Origin of the sequence: Nostoc sp. CMAA1605 (assembly GCF_021596505.1) — a bacterium.
In the GTDB taxonomy this organism is placed as follows: domain Bacteria; phylum Cyanobacteriota; class Cyanobacteriia; order Cyanobacteriales; family Nostocaceae; genus Trichormus.
Genome location: NZ_PJIZ01000084.1, coordinates 1 through 22,580, shown reverse-complemented (window position 1 = coordinate 22,580; position 22,580 = coordinate 1). Strand labels below are relative to the sequence as shown.

Below are 22,580 nucleotides of genomic sequence, written 5' to 3'. Positions count from 1 at the left end.
ATGCCCAATGCCCAATGCCCCATTCCCAATATCCATTCTTAACATCCTTCACAGTTAATTTGCACTACACAATTTCTGCCTTTTGCCTTTGCGCTATAGAGTCCTCGGTCGGCGGTAGCAATTAAGACGGCTGGAGATGAATCTTGTTGAGGAATGATGGTTGCTACTCCCAGACTGAGGGTGATGAATTGATGAACGTGGGATTGAGAATGTCGCAATTGCAAAGCACTGATATTCGCTTGAATCTTTTGGGCAATAGCGATCGCACTTGGGGCTGTTGTATTTGGTAGGATCACCGCAAATTCTTCTCCGCCGTACCGCGCCACCAAATCAGCCGGACTGACAGCTTGTGAGATGGCTATGGCAACTTGTCTTAGAACATCATCACCAGCTAGATGTCCATAGGTATCGTTATACAGCTTAAAACAATCAACATCACACAAAATCAAAGATAATGAGGCTTGTTCTTTTGCTAATGTTTGCCATGCGGCGTTGAGTGTGTCATCAAAGGAACGGCGATTTGCGACTTGCGTCAGCCCATCGGAAGCCGCTAGACGTTGTAATTCTTGGTTGGCTTGTTGTAATTTGTGGTAAAGTTCCGATTGATAAATGGCGATCGCGGCTTGGGTTGCTAGTTGATTAAATAGGTTAATTTCCGATTGTTGCCACTCTCTTGTATGAGTACATTGATGAGCAATTAGTAATCCCCACAAACGTTCTTTCTGCAAGATAGGTACAACTAAGTTGGCTTTAATTTGTAAACTCTGGAGCAATTCCACATGACAAGGTGATAATCCGGCAGTTGCAATGTTTTCTACTGCCCGTGTATTTCCCTGTTGGTAGTAAGCAGCACGAGTTGATTGAAAGCAGGTATCCATGACATGAAATCCCAATATTGATTGGCATCCTGGGGCTAAAGATTCCACAGCTACAAACCCACTCCAGTCCTCAACAAACTGATAGATGACTACCCTATCTACCGCAAACAGCTGCCGCACCTCATCGGCAGTGGCTTGTAAAATATCATTGAGTTCTAATGATTGACGAATACGTTGTGTCACAGCCGCAACAATGCGTTCCGACTCACTTTGATGTTGCACAGATTGCTCAATGGGTTCTGATGATGCAGGTTTTGCATTTAAGTAAATTTCTTGAAATTGAGGCGTTTTCAGGATGGGCGTAGCATGAGGTTGGGCGATTAAATAACCTTGAGCAAAGGTTGCACCTCTTTCTTTGAGCCAAGTTAATTCTTCAATACACTCAATGCCCTCAGCTACAGTCTGAATCTTTAATTGTTGAGCGATTTCTAGCAATTTCTCTGTGATTGAAGCTTTGTATAAGTCTTGATGCACTTCCCGAATTAAGCCCATATCTAATTTGATAAAGTCAGGGCGTAATTGATGCAGCAAGTTTAAACCAGAATAACCAGAACCCAAATCATCCAAAGCCACAGAAAATCCTGCATCACGATAGTATTTGAGGATAGATTTGAGATGATCTAAATCTTGAGGATTATCTGATTCTACAACTTCAAAAACAATTCGCTCATGGTCAATACCAGCTTCATCAATCGCCTCTACTGTAGAGCGTAAACAAAAAATTGGATCATAAAGTGCAGTTGGCGCGAAGTTAATAAACAGGTGTCCTTCTACTTGATAATTGCTAAATTGATGAATGGCGTTGAGACGACCAAGGTGATCAATTTGGGGTAACAATCCCGATTCATGTGCTAACTCGAACATGGGAGTTGGCATGACTAAGTTACCTGCTTGATCTAACCCCCGCAACAGGGATTCATAACCATAAATTTTAGATGTATCTTGGATAGAAACGATTGGTTGGAAGTGACTCACAACTCTCTGCTGAGAAAGCATTTCTACTAGCCAATCTGACTGGCTAAATTTAATAAAGCGTTGTAATGAGGCGATATCACTAAAATCATGCAGTTGTGGTTGAATTGCACCCCGAATAAATAGAACTTGCGTTTCTTTTAACTCTCTAGGTGCGAGAAATTGAGCTAGATTTCGAGCAATTTCTTGAGCCTGTCCAGGCTGACAATCTAAACTTAAACCAGGCCGCTCACTCATAGCATCATACTTGAGAGCGAACTTCTTTAAATATGCAGTAACTTTTGTCAGAGTATGCGGCATAGGAAACCAAAGGAAAAGCCTACCTGCTTCCGCAGTCTGGCAATGTTTAACATTGCGACAGGCACAAGTTTTGGAGATAGGACATTTCTGGCTCATAGATATTAATGTAATTAGTCTGACTTATTTTAGTGTTCCCAATAGTTTGGTTATAGAACAACAATTTTTTCTCAATATCGGTAAAGATTTAGTGTTTATTTGTTATGTAAATTGTCTATAAAATGTATGTTTAATGTGAATTATTCTGGCAAAACTTACGCACTACACCACATAAGTTTTCAGTAAGTCTACCTGTGACTGGATGAACTATATTTGGCGATCGCTTTCAAGCAAAAAATTGAGTTATGTTAATTTTCTTTATTAAAACTTGACTTGAATGAGATTGCTTTTTGTCAACTGTCTTGAGGTATAGACTAATATTCTCCCATCATAGCAATACCAACCAAGAAAGACAATCATCCTCACAATGCCGTATGATTTTCTTATCAGGCAGTTGCTCGAATCACTCAATTTCTAGGAATTTATACCAAGTAGTTCGATTTTGTTTGTTACAGTCTACAAACCAAGAAATATCACCCAAGCTAATATTCTGCTTAACTTGCCACACTATTTTCAATTAGTTTAGGGTGGGCATTGCCGACCAAGTAAAAGTCAAAATTTGACCTACTGTCAAACAATACCCACCCTATCAGAAATTATCATGCCGCTACAGATGCAACAGGTGTATTAACTTGCAGCTAATTTACCCCAACCCACGTAAGGTAACTTAGCAGCAGCAGCCCGAATTTGTTCAGTATTGGCGACTAACTGACCGCAAGCATCCCAAGCACCGGAAACGAAGGCGGTTCTTGTCCCTTCACTCATGGTAATCGCGGCGGTAAAGTCCCCTACTTGCACCTGTAAATTTTCCAAATCTACTGTTACAGCAGCTTGGGGATTAGCAGTAACTAATTCTTGCAATTGTTTTACAGTGGCTGCATCAGCTATCAAACAGGGTATACCGATCGCCACACAATTACCAAAGAAAATCTCCGCAAAACTTTCGCCAATTAAGGCTTGAATTCCCCATTTAGATAGAGCTTGGGGTGCGTGTTCCCGTGATGAACCACAGCCAAAGTTACGGTTAACAATTAATATATTCGCGCCTTGATATTGGGGTTGATCAAAGGGATGTTGACCATTTAAAGCAGTGCGATCGTCAATAAAAGCGGCTTCACCCAAACCATCAAAGGTAATCGCCTTCAAAAACCGCGCGGGAATAATGCGGTCTGTATCGATATCATCACCGACTAAAGGTATACCACGACCAGAAACTTGTTTAACTTCGCTTACCATATCAATTCAAAATTCAAAATTCAAAATTCAAAATTTGAGGATGGGGATTGGGGACTGGGGATTAGGGACTGGGGACTGGGGACTGGGGACTGGGGATTGGGGATTAATGAGGGAAAAGTTATTTCTTCCCCTACACCCCTACACCCCTACACCCTTACACCCTTACACCCTTACACTCCTAAAAGTTCTCTGACATCAGCGACTTCGCCTTTAATCGCCGCCGTTGCTACCATTGCAGGACTCATTAACAATGTACGCCCAGAGGCTGAACCTTGGCGACCTTTAAAGTTGCGGTTGGAGGAAGAAGCACTGATTTGTCTTCCTTCTAATTTATCGGGGTTCATGGCTAAACACATCGAACAACCTGGTTCACGCCACTCAAAACCGGCTTCTTGGAAGATTTTGTCTAATCCTTCGGCTTCGGCGGCTTGTTTGACTCTTTCTGAACCTGGAACGACAAAAGCTTTAATTCCCTCAGCTACACGGCGACCTTGGGCAATTTTGGCGGCTTCTCTCAAGTCGCTAATCCTACCATTGGTGCAGCTACCAATGAAGCAGACATCAATTTTAGTTCCCTTAATTGGTTGACCGGGATATAAATCCATGTAACGATAGGCTTCTTCCGCAACAAAGCGGTCTTCTTCGGCTAATTCTTCGGGTTTGGGAATAAATTGATCTACGCCAATACCTTGTCCGGGGGTGATTCCCCAAGTTACTGTCGGGGGAATATCTGCGGCGTTGAAGACTACCACGTCATCATATTCTGCATCAGCATCACTTTTAATGGATTCCCACCAAGCCACAGCTTGATCCCAGTCAGCACCTTGGGGAGCAAAGTCTCTACCTTTGAGATAATCATAAGTGACTTGATCAGGATTGACATAACCGCATCTTGCACCACCTTCAATGGCCATATTGCAGACTGTCATTCTCTCTTCCATACTCATCTGCTCAAAGGTAGTACCTGCGTATTCATAGGCATAACCTACGCCACCTTTCACACCCAAGGTGCGAATAATGTGTAAAATTACGTCTTTAGCGTAGACACCAGGGTTAAGTGTGCCATTTACTTCTATGCGGCGGACTTTGAGTTTAGATAATGCTAGAGTTTGGGAGGCGAGAACGTCGCGGACTTGACTTGTACCGATACCAAAAGCGATCGCACCAAATGCACCATGACTAGAAGTGTGACTATCTCCACAGGCGATGGTCATTCCTGGCTGAGTGAGTCCCAATTCTGGGGCGATAACGTGGACTATGCCTTGATTGCCAGAGCCAATATTATAAAAAGTAATCCCATTTTCCTGACAGTTGTTTTCCAACGCCTGGATCATTTCTTCCGCCATGCGATCGCCAAAAGGACGGGCTTGATTATCTGTAGGTACAATATGATCTACTGTAGCGACAGTCCGGTTGGGCAATAAAACCTTTAGACCTCTTTCCCGTAACATCGCAAAGGCTTGGGGACTGGTAACTTCATGAATTAGGTGTAGTCCAATAAATAATTGTGTCAGACCCGAAGGAAGTTTACCAACGGTATGTAAGTCCCAAACTTTATCAAACAGCGTTCCTTTGCTCATATGTCAATGGTTTATGTTACAAGTCAGTTAATCACGAGAAAATCTCACAATCAAGCGTGAAAGAGGGATTGGGGACTGGGGATTGGGGACTGGGGATTGGAATTTGGAATTTTTACTCAGCACCAACTAAACGCCCCGCTACTGCTAACAGCACTAACCACTCAGCACTCATCACTCAGCACTTTCAAGTCAGAGTTTTTATCGTATCAAAAAAAGAGTGTGTAGGCTCTTGCAGTTGAGGGGAATTTCCACACCAAGTGTCACGGAGGTATGTGGGGAGATAGATAGGGAGTTTTATTACTTTTTTACATAGAGCTATGTTAGGATTTTGGCAAAAAATTACGATGTTATTACGTTTTATTGCCATTATTTTGGGACTAACTATCTCTACTATTTTCAGTATATTTGCAGAAGTTGAACCTACCCAAAGCCAAGTACCACAGTTGAGTAATTCAAAATCTCCTGCCAACAAGTTGGAAATTGTCAAAAAACGTGCTGATTTAATTCGTTTCAATGGTCAAAAAGTCAAACTCATTGGACGTTACACCTCAAAAGCTTGGAAACCAGACCCCAGATTTACGGGAATTCCTGATTTTCAAGGGATGTATGTAAAGTCACAAATTGTGCTTGAGGACGGAACTCTAGTGAGTGTTTTTCCATCGTGGAATAAACAATCTTTGCGATCGCCTGATGAGGCAGAGGATTACAATCAAAAAATTGTTACAGCTATTGGGGTGATAAAGTTTGCTGCTAAACCCTACCCTACTGCTCCTAACAGCGAATCTTTCATTAATTTGGTGCAACTCCGACTACACCATCAAGAAAGCAAACTTTACTACCCCCGTTCAGTAGTACAGGAATTTGAGCAGTTATCTCATCATCCAACAGGAATATCACTGAATGCTTGGCAATTTATTCGTCAATCGGATATAGACACAGCCGCAAAACCACAATTATGGGGTCTAGCTCGTGAATATGAATTGAAAATGACAAACTCACAGGAAAATCAGCCAAATCTCTCCATTCACACCTTTAAATTAATGTTGGGACGCAATCTTCCCGCACCTGAACCACCAAAGCGTAAACCCTTACCAAACGGAGAGCAGTTCGCCTTTGCTGAAGGTGGTGTCCCCAATCATGTTACAGCTTTGCGTTTAAGCTATGAAACTAAACCAGAAACTCTAAAAACAACAGCAAACGGGTTGGAAACTTTTAAGCCTACACTCCTGACCTTAGCGCAGAATTGCTTTGATACAGATGAATCCGAGATTCTATTTATAGAACAGCAAATTGCTCAAACTCTCAAAGACTCACAAAAAACTGGTGCAGAGCAAAACCACCGTGATCAAACATCCCGCTTAGGATTAGACGTTAACGCAGATGTTCCGCGTCAACATCTTAGTGCTTTACTGTGGCGTAAAGACCAACCTGGAGAACGTAGAGGTTACTGTGACCTTGAACCTCGAAATGTCAAGTTTCCTTCTTGATTAAACGTTTAAATCACGCAACGCCAAACGAATTTGTTCTAAACGTCTGCGGTTGACACCCAAATCCGATTCTCCTACCCGTGAAGCAGAACGTATATGAATGACTGACTCATTGGGAGGGAAATAAAATTCCACATCATCAACAAATTTGAAAATGCGGCTTTTAGAAATTGCATAGATGTAATTTTCTTTCTCTTCTAAAACCTCTGTGCGGGGAACAACTGTAAGGACTTTCAGTAAGGTTTTACGTGCTGTATCACGGTCTACATGATAAGCAATGGGATCAATGGCGTGTTTAGCATCAGCATCTTGACTGACCACACAGTTATCTGTCAACGGACACGCACTCAGATGACCTAAATGAACTCCCAAGCCGGAAGAGTTAGCCCAAGTAGCCGCAGGAAATAGAAAAATACTGCTCACGCTAAAAAAGACCACACAAGCAATATTCCATAATCTTCGCTGTGTACAAGCGGTTGACAAAAGACGTAACATAGCAAGCTTACTCCTCAAACTAGAAATAACACTCCATTATTGTCCGTCACGTTGCTGCGCTCTGAATTCAAAATTCAAAACTCAAAATAAACCTAGACTTTTCGTTTATGAGTCAATCAATCTTGGATTTTAGATTTGCCGTCTTCGCAGCGTTAGCGACGCAGGAGCGTCTTTCAGATTTTTCCACCCACTAGGGGTGGGGATTGTACCCCTAATAATCCAAAATCCAAAATCCAAAATCTAAAATTCGGAGGGTCAACAATACAATGTTTCTTGAGTAATTTTTATACATATTACGGAGTTTGCGCTTGATTAACAATAGTGTAAATTTTGTTACTAGTTATTCATGTGGTGAAGCTAAAAATACATCTCGTAAAAAAAATTTGCCTTTACATAAGGACAAATTACAACTCCTTTGACACAATGGTACAGAAACTTACAGGTATCTAATATTTTTATATACCCGTAAGCATAAGCCGCATGATCCAGTAATGCAAATGTCACCCGTCTAATAACAAACACAGTATGAACACTCACAATCCTTTGCAGACGATAGAAACTAGTTACCATGCAGCTTTAGGGGCTATTAGTGAATTCACTACTCTCATTCAATCACCACACAAATTCACAAATTATTTGACTCAAGTTCAGCAAACACCTGTCCAACTGTTCCAAGATTTAGCCACAAAAGGCAAAAACATGGAACAAGATATGAATAGTTTTTGGAAAAATTACTTTTGTGACAGTGGTAATAAATCATCTTTCCCTAAATATATAGAACGAGCCGACGGACAAGCCTTTAACCAACCCTACGAAATCAAAGGTACAAAAATGTATGGCTTTGTCGTGGAAGGTTCAATGGCAAAACTGCAAGAGATATGTGATAAATATCTCAACGATCCCAACAACGGGGAAATCGAATATCGCCCCGCCATGAATTATTTAATCTTGACGTTCAACAAGATAGACTCCTTAAGTTCCATCTATCCCCCCGACTATGAAAAAGGAACTGTGCATGAAGAAGAAGCCATCTTTTGGATGTTGACAGTGGTAGGTAAAAAAGTCGGCCCCTTATTCATTGCCGAACGTCTAGCTTGGTTCATGCCTTATTTGTATGTAAATAATTCGCCAATTCTCGTTTCTGGAAGAGAAGTCTACGGCTTCTTTAAACAGCTTGGTGTATTTCAGATTCCTGATTTAAATCAAGAACCAGACTTATTCACCGTAGACACCTTAGTATTTAAAGAATTTAGTCCTAATAGCCAATCAATAGATGCGCGCCTCTTGGAAGTACGCCGCATTGGTACAGGAGAACAGCACCAAAACCTCAAAACATGGGATAACTTCACAGATGCAGCAAAGGCGATCGCCAATATACTATTCGAGAATAACGAAATAGTCCTTCCTGGTCTACAGTTACCCTTCAATCTCCTTGAATATCTGATCGAAAAAATCGTCCCTCTCGTCACCCTCAAACAAATCCGCGACGTAGAAAACAGCAAAAAAGCCTGCTACCAAGCCCTCATCGAATCCCCCATGCAGCTACAGACCTTCTACGGTGGAAAACTCTTTGGTTTCAACAACTTTGGCGACCAATTCCAACTCAAAATCAATAACTTTGCCAGCCAACCAGTCGTCCAAGACTTAGGCTTACACAAAGGTTATTCCCCAGGTAGCGAATCCATCAACATCCCCGTCAAACTCGGATTTGTCCTACATTTTGACTTCACCCTCAAAGACGGAAAAGCCGTCTGGCAAGCACAACAGAAATAGTGATGAGTGATGAGTGCTGAGTGCTGAGTGCTGAGTAAAACTTCCAGTCCCCAGTCACCAGTCCCCAATCCCCAGTCACCAGTCCCCAATCCCCAGTCCCCAGTCCCCAGTCACCAGTCCCCAATCCCAGTCCCCAATCCCCAGTCCCCAGTCCCCAGTCCCCAGTCCCCAGTCCCCAATCCCCAGTCCCCAATCCCCAATCCCCAGTCCCCCAACAAAGGAAAAAACTATGTCCAACACCTTTCAACCAAAAAAGATTGCTATCTTAGGCGGTGGAATGGCATCCTTAACCACCGCCTACGAATTAACCAGTCAACCAGGATGGGAAAACCTCTACGACATTACTATCTATCAAACGGGTTGGCGTTTAGGGGGTAAATGTGCCACCGGACGCAATATCAAACCCCACGCACCTAATTATGAGCCAGACTACCGCATTGAAGAACACGGACTGCACATTTTTTTTGGATTCTACGAAAATGCCTTTCGTCTACTCAAGCAATGTTACGACGAACTCGGCGGTAACGGGCCTTTCAGCACCATCGAAGACGCATTCAAGCCCCACAGTCTCATCGTTCTAGAAGAATATATCAATCACAAATGGGTCACTCTGCCTTTTGATTTTCCCACTAATTCTTTAGTCCCCTGGGAAGGTGGAGGAATATCTTCCCTTGGGGAACATATCTGCACAATTATTAAATTTGTCATTCAGACTTATGCACACATAGATGATTATCACCAATCCAAGTCGAGTAAAAATTCCTCAAGCTTCTTGGCTAAACAAATGTTACTGGGCAAAGAGATCATAGAATTCTTATCAGATTCTAGCTTCTTACAAGTTCCTAGTCAGTTAATACAGTTATTTATTCAACAACCAAGTCATTGGGGAGGATGGCTAGATAGCATCAAACAAAACATTGGCAATCTTTTGCAAGACATAGACTTAACCTCTGAAACAGTCTTCTTAAAAATTGCTCACAACCTCATTCAATCACTACCTAAAAATACCAAGACTCATAGATATGAACATCACCAATTAATTCTCAAACTAATAAACCGTTTTCAACAACTTATCCAACATCAAATAGATGCAAAAATTTATTATAATCCTGATATTTCTTGGCGATTAACACTGATTGATCTAGCATTAGCCAACATTCGCGGTTTATTTGTTGACGAAATACTTCACTTTTCTTCCCTCAACAAATTAGATGAGTATCACTATGGAGACTGGCTTAAAAAGCATGGAGCTAGAGAATCAAGCATCAAATCAACATTTATTCGTGTTTTATACGATTTAGTGTATGGATTTCCTGAAGGAAATACAAATCAACCACAACTAGCAGCCGGAACAGCTATCCGTATTCTGACTACCATTTTGTTCCGCTACAACGGTGCGATCATGTGGAAGATGCAATCAGGAATGGCGGATGTAGTTATTACTCCACTTTATGAAGTATTAAAACGTCGCGGAGTGAAATTCCAATTCTTCCATGTCGTCAAACAATTGCATTTAAATGAAACGCAGCAAAGCATCGCCAGTATTACAGTATCTCGTCAAGTAACTCTCAAAAACTCAGATCAAGAATATCAACCACTAATTAAAGTGAAAGATATTCTTTGCTGGCCTAGTGAACCTCTTTATCATCAAATTGTTGATGCAGAAGCTGAAAAACTCCAAGCACAAGCTATTAACCTAGAATCATATTGGACACCTTGGGAAAACGTAGAAGAAATCACCCTCAAACAAGGGAATGATTTTGATATCGTGCTGTTAGGAATTCCTCTAGCCGCCTTACCCTCAATTTGTAGTGAACTAGTCAACGCTAAAAAGAATCCAGTTCATCAAAAATGGTGTGATATGTTAACTCAAGTTAAAACAGTCACCACCCAAGGCGGACAGATTTGGCTTAAATCTACTTTATCCCAACTAGGATGGCAAAAATCTAGCCCAGTGCTGGGAGCCTATGTTGAACCACTCGATGTCTATGCAGATATGAGTGAGTTGTTAGAACGAGAAAATTGGCCGGCGGAATATTACCCTTATAATTTGGCCTATTTTACTGGTGTCATTGCTGATCCTGGAATTCCTCCCCAAACAGAATATGATTTTCCTACTCAAGTAAAAAAGAAAGTTGAGGAACAAGCAATTAATTTCCTCAACAATTATATTGGGCATCTTTGGCCTGATGCTACCCAGCCTAAAAATCCTCAAGGTTTAAATTGGGACTTACTTGTAGACTTTCAAAACCGTCAAGGAGTAGAACGTTTTCAAGCTCAATATTGGCGAGTCAACATCGATCCCTCAGAACGCTATGTACTTTCTGTTCCTGGTAGTACAAAATATCGTCTCAAAACTGATGAATCTGGGTTCAAAAACCTTTATTTAGCTGGTGACTGGATTAACAACGGTTACAACTCTGGTTGTGTAGAAGCTACAGTCATGTCTGCAATGCAAGCCACACGCGCCATTCTCCAACAATGGTTCCAAATTAAATACAGTAAACAAATTATTGGCGAATGGGATGACTGGATTTAAATGTCAGTTAATTTGTCATTGACTGAAGTTTATTATTTGCCAATAATTCAGTATGAATTGGGTGTGAGCAAATTTATCTATGAGTTAGAATCAATACATTTTCAACGTTGGTTTATATGCTGACTTTGAAAATGTATTTTTTATTTTGAAAATACATTCTTACTCTACTATTACTTGAAAAAACTTCTGGGTAACAAACATTTACTATGATACGATTACCTAACTATCAAATTATAGAGTTAATTGATGATGCTACAAAACAGCCGTTTACCGGGCAAGAAGAAATCAAGATGGTCAGATAGTAATTATTAAACTTTTAAAGACAGAATACCCAGAACTTAAAGATATAGCAGCACTCAAACATGAGTATGAATTAATCAAAAACTTAGACATACAAGGAGTTATTCACACTCATGGACTGGAAAAATATCGTAATGGATTTGCTATTATTTTAGAGAACTTTGATGGCATCTCGCTCCACAAAATAATTCAAAATCGGAAAATCAGTCTATTAGAATTTATTAGCATCGGGATTCAAATTACTCAAGCTTTAGGTGAACTGCATCAGCAATACATTATTCATAAAGATATTAAGCCACAGAATATTATTCTCAATCAAGAAACTCAGATAATTAAAATTATAGACTTCTCTATTTCGTCTCTATTATCGCAAGAAAAACCCCAACTCAATAACCTTGATTTGCTGGAGGGGACTTTAGCTTATATGTCTCCAGAGCAAACAGGAAGAATGAATCGGTCAGTTGACTACCGCACAGATTTTTATTCTTTAGGTGTAACTTTTTATGAAATGCTGACGGGGCAGTTACCTTTTAATGTCATTGATCCTATGGAATTAGTGCATCATCATATTGCTAAACAGCCGCCACCTGTAAATCAATTAGCTCCCGAAATTCCTGCCGTAATTTCTGCGATGATTATGAAATTACTCAGCAAAACTGCTGAGGAAAGATATCAAAGTGCTTTTGGAATTCAAGCAGATTTGAAAAAATGTCTTTATGAATTTCAACAAGATGGTTGTATATCTGATTTTGATATTGGTCAATATGATCAGTCAAGTCAATTACATATTCCAGAAAAACTTTATGGTAGAGAAGCAGAAATAAATATTTTAATGACTGCTTTTGACAACATTAATCAAGGTAGTAAGGAATTAATACTAGTTGCTGGTTATTCAGGTATTGGTAAATCAGCATTGGTGAATGAAATCCATAAGCCTATTATCAAAAATCGTGGTTATTTTATCAGTGGTAAATTTGAACAATTTCAGCGTAATATTCCCTATGCTTCACTGATTCAAGCATTTCAAGAGTTAATCCAGCAATTACTAGCAGAGAGTGAAACTCAACTAGCCGATTGGAAAGAGAAACTTCTAGAAGCATTAGGAAATAATGCCCAAGTCGTTATTGATGTTATTCCCGAATTAGAACTAATTATTGGTAAACAACCAGAAGTTACACAATTAGCTTCAGCAGAAGCACAAAATCGTTTTAACTTGCTTTTTCAAAGATTTATCAATGTTTTTGCTCAAAAAGAGCATCCGTTAGTTTTATTTTTAGATGATTTACAATGGTCAGATTTAGCCTCTCTCAAACTCATTCAACTATTAGCCACAGACCCAGATATTCAATATTTATTAATTATTGGTGCATATCGAGATAATGAAGTTAATGCTCATCATTCATTAATGTTGACTTTACAGGAAATTTCTAAAAACAATGTTAATATCCAGACCATTAAATGTCACCCCTTAAAAATTACTGATGTTCAAGTATTAATTCATGAAACACTAAAATGTGAACTGGAAGCAGCTAAAGATTTAGCAGAACTCATTTATAAGAAAACTGCTGGTAATCCTTTCTTTATCAATCAGTTAATTAAATTTATCCATCATGAGAATCTAATTAAGTTTGATTTTATTGCTAACCAATGGCAATGGAAAATTCAGCAGATTCAGTCTTTAGGTATTACTGATAATGTTGTTGAATTGATGGTTGGTAAAATTCAAAAACTCCAAGACAGTACACAGGATATTTTAAAATTAGCAGCCTGTATTGGTAATCGATTTAATTTAAATATGCTGGCTTATGTGCAGGAAAAATCGCCGACTCAATCAGCATCAGAACTTTGGGAAGCCTTACAAGCAAGTTTAATTGTACCCTTAAGTGATAGTTACAAACTACCACAACTATTAGAAGATGTTGATGCGTTTGTGATTGATTATAAATTTCTTCACGATCGCGTGCAACAAGCAGCCTATGCCTTAATTCCTGATGAGGATAAAAAAGCGATTCATTTAAATATTGGTCGAATGCTTTTCAAGAACATAGAAGAGGATAGTTTAGAAGAGAAAATCTTTGATATTGTTAATCATTTAAATATAGCTGCCGAATTAATCACAGAGACTCAAGAAAGATATCAGCTAGCTAAATTCAATCTAATGGCTGGATGTAAAGCTAAGGATTCTACTGCTTATGAATCTGCTGTGAAATTTTTTCATCAAGGTCTTATCTTCCTAGCGGATGATGCTTGGCAAAATCATTATCAATTAACTTTAAGTCTTCATGTGGAAACCATCGAGTCGGAATATTTAAACACGAATTTTGAACAAGCAGAGCCATTATTTAATTTAGTAATTAGCAATAGTAAGAATCTTTTAGATACAGTCAGAGTCTATGAGAAGAAAATTAAATTTTATGTTGCCCAAAATAGGATGAGGGAAGCGTTAGATTTAGATTTGCAAGTTCTCCAGATGTTGGGTGTGTGTTTGTCTCAAACTCCCCCAGCAGATTTAACTATTGAGGACTTAGCAAATCTCCCAGTCATGACTGATCCTGATAAACTAGCTGCTATGCGGATACTTATGACAGCAATGCCACCTGCTTATTTAGCAGATCCTGCACTTTTACCGCTAATTGCTTTTACAATGGTTGATTTATGTGTGCAGTATGGCAATTCATCTTTTGCAGCTTATGCCTATGGTTTTTACGGGTTAATTTTATGTGGCCCTCTGCAAGATATCGAATCAGGATACAGATTTGGTAAATTATCATTGCAGATTTTAGAAAAGTTCAATGCCAAAGAAATTAAAGCTAAAGTATACGCTCTGTTTAATATTTTTGTGAGACATTGGAAAGAACATATTCAGATAACTATAGAACCACTTCGAGAAGGTGTAGAAAGTGGTTTAGAAACAGGCGATATTGAGTATGTTGGTTATAACGGTATGTTGGCTTGCTGGCATCCTTTTCTAGCGGGTGAAAAATTAGAAATAGTTGAACAATTACTAGAAAATTATATTAAATTATCACACAAAATAAAACAAGATCATTTTTCTTTCTGCTTATTAATATTAAAGGAAATGATAGTTGAGTTAATGCAGGGTGTAGATAACAAGCACTACTTAGAAGGTGAAAGCTTTAATCAATCGATTATGCTGAAAATGTCCGGTAATATTACAGCCATTTTCTATGCTTATCTTTCTAAAAGTATTTTGAGTTATTTGTTTGGAGATTACCTTAATTCTATTGAAAATGCTCAAATAGCTCAGGAATATGAAGTGGCTGTTGGTGGGACTGTATATTTGGTAGAATATAAATTTTACTATTCCCTAGCACTACTTGCTGTTTATTTAGATCCAAATTTACCAGCAGATATCAAGAGTGAATATAATTTACAATCTGTGATAGAAAAAGTAGATGCTAATCAGCAACAACTGGCATTTTGGGCAAATCACGCGCCTGTGAATCATCAGCATAAGTATGAACTAGTAGCGGCAGAAAGAGCAAGAGTTTTAGGCGAAACTCTAACGGCGATGGAATACTATGATTGTGCAGTTAGGGGTGCAAGTAATTCTGGCTATAGTCAGGAAGAAGCCTTAGCTTATGAACGCGCCGCAGAGTTTTATCTGAGTTTAGGGAGAAATGAATTTGCTTCTTTATATATGACAAAAGCACACTATGGTTATCGTCATTGGGGTGCAACTGCTAAAGTTAGAGATTTGGAATTGAAGCACTCAGAATTGATTGCTAGAGTCTCTACACAACATCAAGTAGGATTTACCAGAAATAATATTACCGCTTCTACAGGCAGTGCGAAAGCTAGTGAATTAGACTTAATTACGGTAATTAAAGCATCGCAAGCATTATCAGAAGTCATTTTATTAGATAATCTCCTAGAGAAGTTAATGACGATTGTTATTGAAAATGCCGGGGCGCAAACTGGTATTTTAATTTTAGAGAAAGATGGTAAGTTATTTATTGAGGCTCAGGCTTGTGTAGACACCAAAAATTTGACTGTTGGTCAATCAATACCAGTAGATAATCATCAGCTATTGCCTTTATCTATCATTAATTATGTAGCCAGAACGAAAAAAGATGTGGTTCTTAGCAATGCTTGTAATGAAGGTAATTTTGTACTAGATCCTTACATTAATAAGAATCGAATTAAGTCACTGATGTGTACTTCTATAGTAAATCAGGGTAAATTAATCGGTTTACTTTACTTAGAAAATAACTTAACGTTAGGGGCTTTTACTCCTAATAGGATACAGATATTAAAAATTCTCTCGTCTCAAGCTGCTATATCTATCGAAAATGCCCATTTTTATGCAGATTTAGAAGAAAAAATCCAGGTAAGAACTAGGGAATTAAAAGATAAAAATATCCAATTAAACCAGACTCTAAAAGAATTAAAAGTTACTCAAACCCAACTCATTCAAACGGAGAAAATGTCTAGTTTGGGTCAAATGGTAGCGGGGATTGCTCACGAAATTAATAATCCAGTGAATTTTATTCATGGTAATTTAGGTCATATAGACGGTTACAGCCAAGATTTACTAACTTTAATTAGCATTTATCAAGATACATATCCTGATACGGCACCGGAGGTTGCAGAATTTTTAGAAGATGTCGATATAGAGTTTATTAAAAAAGACATACCGAAGATTTTATCTTCTATGAAAATTGGGACACAACGCATCCGAGAAATTGTGCTGACGTTGCGTAACTTCTCTCGGTTAGATGAGGCTGACATGAAACCAGTCAACATTCATGAGGGAATTGAAAGTACATTATTGATTTTACAGAGTCGTCTGCAAGCAAAACCTGGTCAGCCTGCAATTGAAATTATCAAAGATTATGGTAACTTACCAAAAGTTGAATGTTATGCAGGTCAACTTAATCAGGCATTGATGAATATCTTGAATAATGCGATTGATGCGACAGAGAAGCGAAATCAGGAAAGAACAACCGAGGAGATTAAGGATAATTCTAGCGCGATCGCGATTCGTACCCAAGTAGTCAATCCTGATTTGGTCGCCATTAGTATTAAGGATTATGGTGTAGGTATAGAAGATAGTATCAAACCTAAAATATTTGATCCGTTCTTTACTACTAAACCAGTGGGGCAAGGTACGGGGTTAGGATTATCCATCACTTATCAAATTATCGTCGATAAACATCAAGGGATGATAGAGTGCGTTTCTGAACCGGGAAGAGGGACAGAGTTGATTATTCAAATACCTTGTCGGCAAAAACGGCCAATCTAGGATGATTATGCTAGCAACCAAGCGGGGTGGAGGCTGAAAGAAACTGACACCTGATTTACTGAGTTGTCAGTTATTCTCAGTGGATGTTAGTTTTGCAGCCAGTAAGGGAAAACTACTATTAGTTGGATGTCAATGCTACTTAAGAAAGATATTTTGACTTTGGTCAATGATTTTTCTCTAACAACACCCTATTGACAACTTTTTTGTGTAGATATTTAGGAATCAATACTACTATGGCTCAAATCTCTTCGCTCGACAAGGAAATAGAATCTCTAGAGTTACCAATTGAACGCGATCAGTTTTTGCGTACAGTCATTCGAGAATTAGCTGGCACTTTACAAGATGTGGTTGGTGTTGAAGAGGCAGCAGGGTTTCTCAATGTGGTTGGGTATCGCACCGGTCAACACGTCAACCAGATATACCATAACGCGCTACAACTTCCCAATCTTTCGCGTGAACAGGTAACTGCCGTCCTTGTCGATTGGAAACGCCGCATTCAAGGGGACTTTTACGTAATTGAAGAAACTGATGAAAAGATTGTTTTAGGCAATCGTAAATGCCCTTTTGCAGAACAAGTAGAAGGGCGTGAAGCTATGTGTGTAATGACATCTAATATCTTTGGTGCGATCGCCGCAGACAATCTCGGCTATGCTAGGGTCGAGTTAGAAGACACCATCGCCAGAGGCGCACAAGAGTGCAGAGTTGTCATCCACTTAAAACCTCATGAATCATCAGAAGAGTTTGCTGGGCAAGAATATTTTAAATTGTAGTCACATCCTCAAGGAGAAATCGGCAAACTATAACTATTTCTCTCCTAGATATCTTAGCTGAATTTGAATTTTCCAAGCATGGCTTAGTCTTTTAGTTTACGCCCTAGTAAAGAAACGGCCTCGATCCATCAAAATCATGAAACCTGATCAATTTTTAGCTTTTGCCCAGGTTTTACCAGAACCTATGTTACTTGTAACCAGTGCAGGTGAAATTGTGGCAGCTAATCCAGCTGCTGCCAAATTGTTTAGTAAAACTAGTCAAGCAATGATTGGTCAGAATTTCAGCGAATTGGTTAGCGACTCACCAGAGAAAGTCATTAACTATTTGCAAATTTGCGCCCAAAGTCGTCAGATGATTTTGGGTGCTTTCACTATTCAAAAAAGCCAGGGGGAGGAAATTACTTGTCGCAGTCAAGGTGCTGTAGTTCAACCGCGATCGCCTCAAACCCCAGCGATTAATTTACTGCGCCTGGAAAAACGCACGACTAGTGAATTTGTTGTGCTTAACCAAAAAATTCATGCCCTAAGTCAAGAGATTAAACAACGTCAACGCATTGAGGCAGAACTGGTTCAATCTAACGCAAATTTGCAACAAACTTTAATCAAACTGCAAAATGCCCTGGAATCTGTCCAAACAGAAAAGATGTCTGGTTTAGGACAGTTAGTGGCAGGAATTGCCCATGAAATTAATAATCCAATTAGCTTTATTCATGGGAATCTTTCCTATGCTGCTCAATATTGTGATGATTTACTAAAATTAATTCACCTCTATCAGCAAGAATATCCTCATCCTAGTCAAGTAATTCAACAGGAAATCGAAGCCTTGGAACTGGAATTTCTGCAAGAGGATCTCACAAAAATAATCCAGTCAATGCAGACAGGTTCTAAGCGCGTAGCCGAGATTGTACAATCTTTACGGAACTTTTCACGATTAGATGAAGCAAAATTCAAACTAGTTGATATTCATGAAGGCTTAGAGGCTACATTGATGATTTTACAAGGTCGCCTCCAGTCAATGAGCCATAAAATTGCAGTGATTAGAGAATATAGCGAATTGCCATTAACTTATTGTTCTCCTTGTCAGATTAATCAGGTATTTATGAATATTTTAAATAATGCGATTGATGCGTTAGAAGAAGCGGAAAACTTACGATTTCATACCACCGAAAGCGCATCTTCAGCACTAATACAAAATCATCCGAGTCAGATATGGATTCGCACAGAGCAAATCAGCGATCGCTACATCGCAATTCGCATCAGAGACAACGGTAAAGGCATCCCTACCGAAATTCGTGATCAAATATTTAATCCTTTCTTCAGCACTAAGCCAATTGGTAAAGGCACAGGACTAGGACTATCAATTAGTTTCCAAATCATTGAGAGCCATAATGGTCGAATTAATATGATATCTGAGCCAGATTTGGGAACAGAGTTTACGATTGAGTTACCTATTGTGGAAGAGCAAGACTACAAAGAATCATGACATCATCAATAAAACCAATTCGCAATTCGCAACGATGCTCTCGCCCCGCTCCGCTAACGCAATTCGCAATAAAACCAAAAATTCAAAATTTCTATGAGGCAGATGATTTATACCAAGTTTTGCGCCACTGTTGCATTTGATTAATTTCAGTATTCTGCCCTTTGATAATGGCTTGCGCTAAATTTTTGATTTCTGGACGTTGGGATTTTTGCAAAGCATCTTTAGCCATCACCACAGCTGCTTCATGATGGGGAATCATCGCATTAATAAAACGCAAATCAAATTCTGTATCCGCTTTGCCTAAATTCACATCCATCATCATGGACTGCATTTGCTCAGAAGACATAGGCATCATATGACCCATTTTGGCATCATAAGCCATCGGTTGATTTCCTGCTTTGGGATACCAAGTTTTACGCCACTGTTTCATCTGATTAATTTCTTGTGTCTGCGCTTTGATAATCTCATCTGCTAATTGTTTAATTTCAGGACGGGTAGATTTTTGTTTGGCAACAGTTGCCATGTTCAACGCCCCTTGATGGTGGGGAATCATCGCATCAATGAATCGCAAATCATAGTTAGCATCGGCTGGGCCTAAATCCATAGCCATATTGTGATTCATGTCATGATGATTCATGTGGTGCTGATTGCTAGTATCAGCAGTCTGGGAATTGCCATTTTGAGCTTGAGAAGTCGTTGAACAGGCTGTTAATAGTGCCAAACTAAAAGCCAAAAAACTGTTTTTCCAATTTATAAATTGCATAGTCTTCATTCCCCATCACGGATTGCTCTTTAATTCTGAACTATCCATCTAACTGGAGAGTCAACCCTGAAATGGAAGAGGGCAGGGGGCAGGGAGCAAGGGAGAGAGTTTACAGCTTTTATCGACTAATGAAATTATGCAACTTATGGATTTATAGCGTTTCTCAATCTAGTGAGGTACATTTTTAAAGCTGCTTGTTTTGATATAGAGGGTTTAAGTGTACTTCGGTTGCCTGGGAAACGCTATAACAGCTTACCAAAGAACAGCAACTTGGTATCAAGTTCCCCCTCTGCTCCCTGCTCTCTGCTCCCCTGCCTCTTGTACGTAGTAATCAAAGCGTTGGCGGAGTTGTTCTATAGTTAAATTTTGTGTCCAGTATTCTACCAAGGCGTGACCAAATGCCCAGGCGTTGCGTTCTGGTGTGGTGGGTTTTCTAATAGTAATGGCCACAAAGATAACAAATCAAATTTTGCTGGTTTTAACAAGGAAAATAAATCATAAGCCATCTGGAGTTTACCAATCACTATCGGTAACTGTTCCACGGGGATTTGTTCGGCGAGGATATACGCCAAGGTGGGAGAACCTGTTGAGAGGGTAGCAATAAATTGAAGTACAGGACTTTTTAGCAGTGCTGTTAATCCTTGGGTGGTGGCCATTTGGAAGGTGTAATGATCGATAATTTTAGCCGCCGCTACTGTGCGGGCTTCGCGGTTACGTAAAAATCTGGCGAGTCTGAGTTGCTTGGCTGGTGCGATCGCTTCTATTATTCCTAAAGATAAAGCATCTATGCCCCAAGCTATCCGCCCAGTATTTACATCACTAGTCACCACAGGTAGCACTAAATTACAAAATTCTCCCAATAACTCGGCACGATAGCCTGTAGCTTCACGAATGGCGATTTCTTTGGCTTTATCCCCATCTTGCCAATTATAAGGCGGTTGCCACTCTCTAATCGGACGTAACTTATCTACTTGCGTCACAACCGCGATCGCTGGTATATCTGCAACGGTGGCTTTGATGGCTTGCAGAAAATCCACATCCATTTGCAAGGCAGGATCAAGCACAGGTGTAACTAACAGTAATAAGTCGGCGTTAGTGGCGTAGTCTAAAACTAGTTGGCGTAAATCTTCTCGCTTGACTTGTTCATAACCTGGTGTATCCCATAGATGCAGGGTTTCACCATCTTGAGTTTGCCAATGATAATCTTGAATTTGGTCGGTGCTAGGCAAAACATCAACTTCTGCTATGTCTCCTTGAAATATCGTATTAATCAAACTGCTTTTTCCTGCACCTGTTCTACCCACAAGTAAAATGCTGAGGGGTTTTTGTTCGACTTTTTCAACTGGTTCCGCTTGGGCGAGGATGTTTTGCAGGGTTTGAGTTTTCGCCTGGGTAGTTGCAGGTACTTCTATAGTGATGGTTTTACCACTGTAAAGTGCGATCGCCTGTCTACACAAGTTCTGCAAGGCGGCTTCTCGCAATAATTGCCCCAAATTCACCAATAATTGCTGATTTGCTTGATTAGAGTAACCTTTGGTAGCCCGATTAGCCGCCGCCGCCACGGGATTTAATAACCACTGCGCCCAGCCCCACGCCCGCAAAACCTTCCGCGCCGATGGTTCTAACTTGCGGTAAACTTCATAGGCTTGGTAGGCTTGCCCCACGGTTACTTGATTGAGTGCAGGTGATAACTTTTGCATCCATTGATCTAAATCGTCCACCGTTCCCCGAATCAGTCCATAAACTTGGGGAACGTAGATATTTAATAGAGGATACTGCACCTCTGGATTGTAGATATGGGCAATAGCCACGACTAAATCTTGGCAACGTTGCCAAAAACTTTGCCAATCTTCCCACATCGGGCGATCGCTTTGGGCGGCGTTGAGAATCTCTTGTAATGCTGCTTCTGCTTGTTGTGTCGCATCAGTGCCAATCGGTGCGGTGGTATCTGCAACAGTAGATTTTAATTCTTCCTGAACTTGCGCGATCGCCGCTTCCACTTGTTTAATTGCAGGTTGTGTCCACTTCACCAACAACCAACGCCAACCCACAAATACTAACGTGAATATCCCCCAAATCCAACTGATACCCCAAGCATGGATTTGCATTCCGGCGGATACCAACAAGAAAGTCACTATAGAGGCGATCGGTACTGCCAAGACCACCCACTGCCAAACTTTTAAACGCACCATGTCTCACACTTGTCCTAGTTAGACTCTGATACTGTTATTTTAGGCAGGAGAAGAAAGGAAAAGGCAAAAGGCAAAAGGCAAAAAATATCTTTTACCTTTTTACTTTTTATTTTTGCCTTTTTGATGCCCATTCAGGTCATCGGGCGTGAAATTCTACGGTTTTTTCTAGAATTTTGATGTCGTAATGACCAAAGAAATCATTACCGAGTAACCCGATGGGGGCTTTAGGGGCGATCGCTACGTCTAAATTCTGCACCGCCGCACCACCAGCCGCCATTGATCTCACCGTACCTATGGGGAGTTCAATTTGCGTTCCGTCGGCAATTTGCGCTGTCATTACTCCTGTTTGTTCAACTTGGAGGGCAGTGGCGATTCCCATTGTAATCAGAGTGTTGTTTGCACCTGTGTCAACAATCATCTCAAAGGTTTTGTTGTTATTAAAGGTGACAT

Annotated in this window: 15 protein-coding genes and 1 pseudogene; 8 read left to right on the top strand and 8 right to left on the bottom strand. The window is 39.9% G+C overall.

Going from position 1 to position 22,580, the window contains the following annotated elements; all coding sequences use genetic code 11:
- Positions 1 to 38: 38 nt before the first annotated feature.
- Both CV014_RS22990 and leuD read right to left on the bottom strand, forming a co-directional pair.
- Complete coding sequence (locus CV014_RS22990; protein WP_236144140.1) at positions 39 to 2,246, bottom strand: EAL domain-containing protein; 2,208 nt, start codon at positions 2,244 to 2,246, stop codon at positions 39 to 41.
- Positions 2,247 to 2,873: 627 nt separating this feature from the next.
- Entirely contained in the window at positions 2,874 to 3,482 is a 609-nt protein-coding gene (gene leuD / locus CV014_RS22985) for a 3-isopropylmalate dehydratase small subunit (RefSeq protein ID WP_236144139.1), read from the bottom strand.
- A 40-nt stretch (positions 3,483 to 3,522) separates the two neighbouring features.
- On the opposite strand from leuD, the gene CV014_RS22980 reads away from it, so the two are divergent.
- Complete coding sequence (locus tag CV014_RS22980; protein ID WP_236144138.1) at positions 3,523 to 3,675, top strand: hypothetical protein; 153 nt, start codon at positions 3,523 to 3,525, stop codon at positions 3,673 to 3,675.
- Here CV014_RS22980 and leuC read toward each other — a convergent pair.
- On the bottom strand, positions 3,653 to 5,062 hold the full coding sequence (gene leuC, locus CV014_RS22975) for a 3-isopropylmalate dehydratase large subunit (protein WP_236144137.1): 1,410 nt from the start codon (positions 5,060 to 5,062) through the stop codon (positions 3,653 to 3,655). The two genes, CV014_RS22980 and leuC, sit on opposite strands and share 23 nt — an antisense overlap.
- A gap of 68 nt (positions 5,063 to 5,130) precedes the next feature.
- On the opposite strand from leuC, the gene CV014_RS22970 reads away from it, so the two are divergent.
- Both CV014_RS22970 and CV014_RS22965 read left to right on the top strand, forming a co-directional pair.
- Entirely contained in the window at positions 5,131 to 5,301 is a 171-nt protein-coding gene (locus CV014_RS22970) for a hypothetical protein (protein WP_236144136.1), read from the top strand.
- A 105-nt stretch (positions 5,302 to 5,406) separates the two neighbouring features.
- Positions 5,407 to 6,549, top strand: coding sequence for a hypothetical protein (locus CV014_RS22965; RefSeq protein ID WP_236144135.1), 1,143 nt, complete (start codon positions 5,407 to 5,409; stop codon positions 6,547 to 6,549).
- Here CV014_RS22965 and CV014_RS22960 read toward each other — a convergent pair whose 3' ends face one another.
- Complete coding sequence (locus CV014_RS22960; protein ID WP_236144134.1) at positions 6,550 to 7,044, bottom strand: DUF1499 domain-containing protein; 495 nt, start codon at positions 7,042 to 7,044, stop codon at positions 6,550 to 6,552.
- Positions 7,045 to 7,569: 525 nt separating this feature from the next.
- Here CV014_RS22960 and CV014_RS22955 point away from each other — a divergent pair.
- Entirely contained in the window at positions 7,570 to 8,817 is a 1,248-nt protein-coding gene (locus CV014_RS22955; protein WP_236144133.1) for a hypothetical protein, read from the top strand.
- Between the two features lie 75 nt (positions 8,818 to 8,892).
- On the opposite strand, the gene CV014_RS30225 is transcribed toward CV014_RS22955, so the two are convergent.
- Positions 8,893 to 9,054 (bottom strand): hypothetical protein, encoded by a 162-nt coding sequence (locus CV014_RS30225; RefSeq protein ID WP_268964869.1) that lies wholly within the window; start codon positions 9,052 to 9,054, stop codon positions 8,893 to 8,895.
- On the opposite strand from CV014_RS30225, the gene CV014_RS22945 reads away from it, so the two are divergent.
- The 4 genes from CV014_RS22945 (at position 9,047) to CV014_RS22930 (ending at position 19,175) form a co-directional block, all read left to right on the top strand.
- On the top strand, positions 9,047 to 11,356 hold the full coding sequence (locus tag CV014_RS22945) for an NAD(P)-binding protein (RefSeq protein WP_236144148.1): 2,310 nt from the start codon (positions 9,047 to 9,049) through the stop codon (positions 11,354 to 11,356). The genes CV014_RS30225 and CV014_RS22945 overlap by 8 nt on opposite strands.
- A gap of 298 nt (positions 11,357 to 11,654) precedes the next feature.
- Positions 11,655 to 16,922 (top strand): trifunctional serine/threonine-protein kinase/ATP-binding protein/sensor histidine kinase, encoded by a 5,268-nt coding sequence (locus CV014_RS22940; RefSeq protein ID WP_329608427.1) that lies wholly within the window; start codon positions 11,655 to 11,657, stop codon positions 16,920 to 16,922.
- Between the two features lie 233 nt (positions 16,923 to 17,155).
- Positions 17,156 to 17,692, top strand: coding sequence for a methanogen output domain 1-containing protein (locus CV014_RS22935; protein ID WP_236144132.1), 537 nt, complete (start codon positions 17,156 to 17,158; stop codon positions 17,690 to 17,692).
- A 136-nt stretch (positions 17,693 to 17,828) separates the two neighbouring features.
- Positions 17,829 to 19,175: an ATP-binding protein gene (locus CV014_RS22930; protein ID WP_236144131.1), complete on the top strand. Its 1,347-nt coding sequence runs from the start codon at positions 17,829 to 17,831 to the stop codon at positions 19,173 to 19,175.
- Between the two features lie 91 nt (positions 19,176 to 19,266).
- Here CV014_RS22930 and CV014_RS22925 read toward each other — a convergent pair whose 3' ends face one another.
- The 3 genes and pseudogenes from CV014_RS22925 to CV014_RS22915 all read right to left on the bottom strand — a co-directional run.
- Positions 19,267 to 19,947, bottom strand: a complete 681-nt coding sequence (locus tag CV014_RS22925) for a DUF305 domain-containing protein (RefSeq protein WP_442946939.1) — start codon at positions 19,945 to 19,947, stop codon at positions 19,267 to 19,269.
- Between the two features lie 267 nt (positions 19,948 to 20,214).
- Positions 20,215 to 22,130: pseudogene (locus CV014_RS22920) on the bottom strand (GTPase).
- Between the two features lie 136 nt (positions 22,131 to 22,266).
- Positions 22,267 to 22,580 (bottom strand): retropepsin-like aspartic protease family protein (locus CV014_RS22915; RefSeq protein WP_236144129.1); only part of this gene is annotated, 314 nt, incomplete at its 5' end.

Excerpts from the sequence above, each read along its gene's own strand:
- CV014_RS22925 (WP_442946939.1), bottom strand. The coding sequence starts at position 19,947 with ATGAAGACTATGCAATTTATAAATTGGAAAAACAGTTTTTTGGCTTTT.
- CV014_RS22930 (WP_236144131.1), top strand. The coding sequence starts at position 17,829 with ATGAAACCTGATCAATTTTTAGCTTTTGCCCAGGTTTTACCAGAACCT.
- CV014_RS22990 (WP_236144140.1), bottom strand. The coding sequence starts at position 2,246 with ATGAGCCAGAAATGTCCTATCTCCAAAACTTGTGCCTGTCGCAATGTT.
- CV014_RS22965 (WP_236144135.1), top strand. The coding sequence starts at position 5,407 with ATGTTATTACGTTTTATTGCCATTATTTTGGGACTAACTATCTCTACT.
- CV014_RS22960 (WP_236144134.1), bottom strand. The coding sequence starts at position 7,044 with ATGTTACGTCTTTTGTCAACCGCTTGTACACAGCGAAGATTATGGAAT.
- CV014_RS22980 (WP_236144138.1), top strand. The coding sequence starts at position 3,523 with ATGGGGATTGGGGACTGGGGATTAGGGACTGGGGACTGGGGACTGGGG.
- CV014_RS22935 (WP_236144132.1), top strand. The coding sequence starts at position 17,156 with ATGGCTCAAATCTCTTCGCTCGACAAGGAAATAGAATCTCTAGAGTTA.
- leuC (WP_236144137.1), bottom strand. The coding sequence starts at position 5,062 with ATGAGCAAAGGAACGCTGTTTGATAAAGTTTGGGACTTACATACCGTT.
- CV014_RS22945 (WP_236144148.1), top strand. The coding sequence starts at position 9,047 with ATGTCCAACACCTTTCAACCAAAAAAGATTGCTATCTTAGGCGGTGGA.
- CV014_RS22955 (WP_236144133.1), top strand. The coding sequence starts at position 7,570 with ATGAACACTCACAATCCTTTGCAGACGATAGAAACTAGTTACCATGCA.
- leuD (WP_236144139.1), bottom strand. The coding sequence starts at position 3,482 with ATGGTAAGCGAAGTTAAACAAGTTTCTGGTCGTGGTATACCTTTAGTC.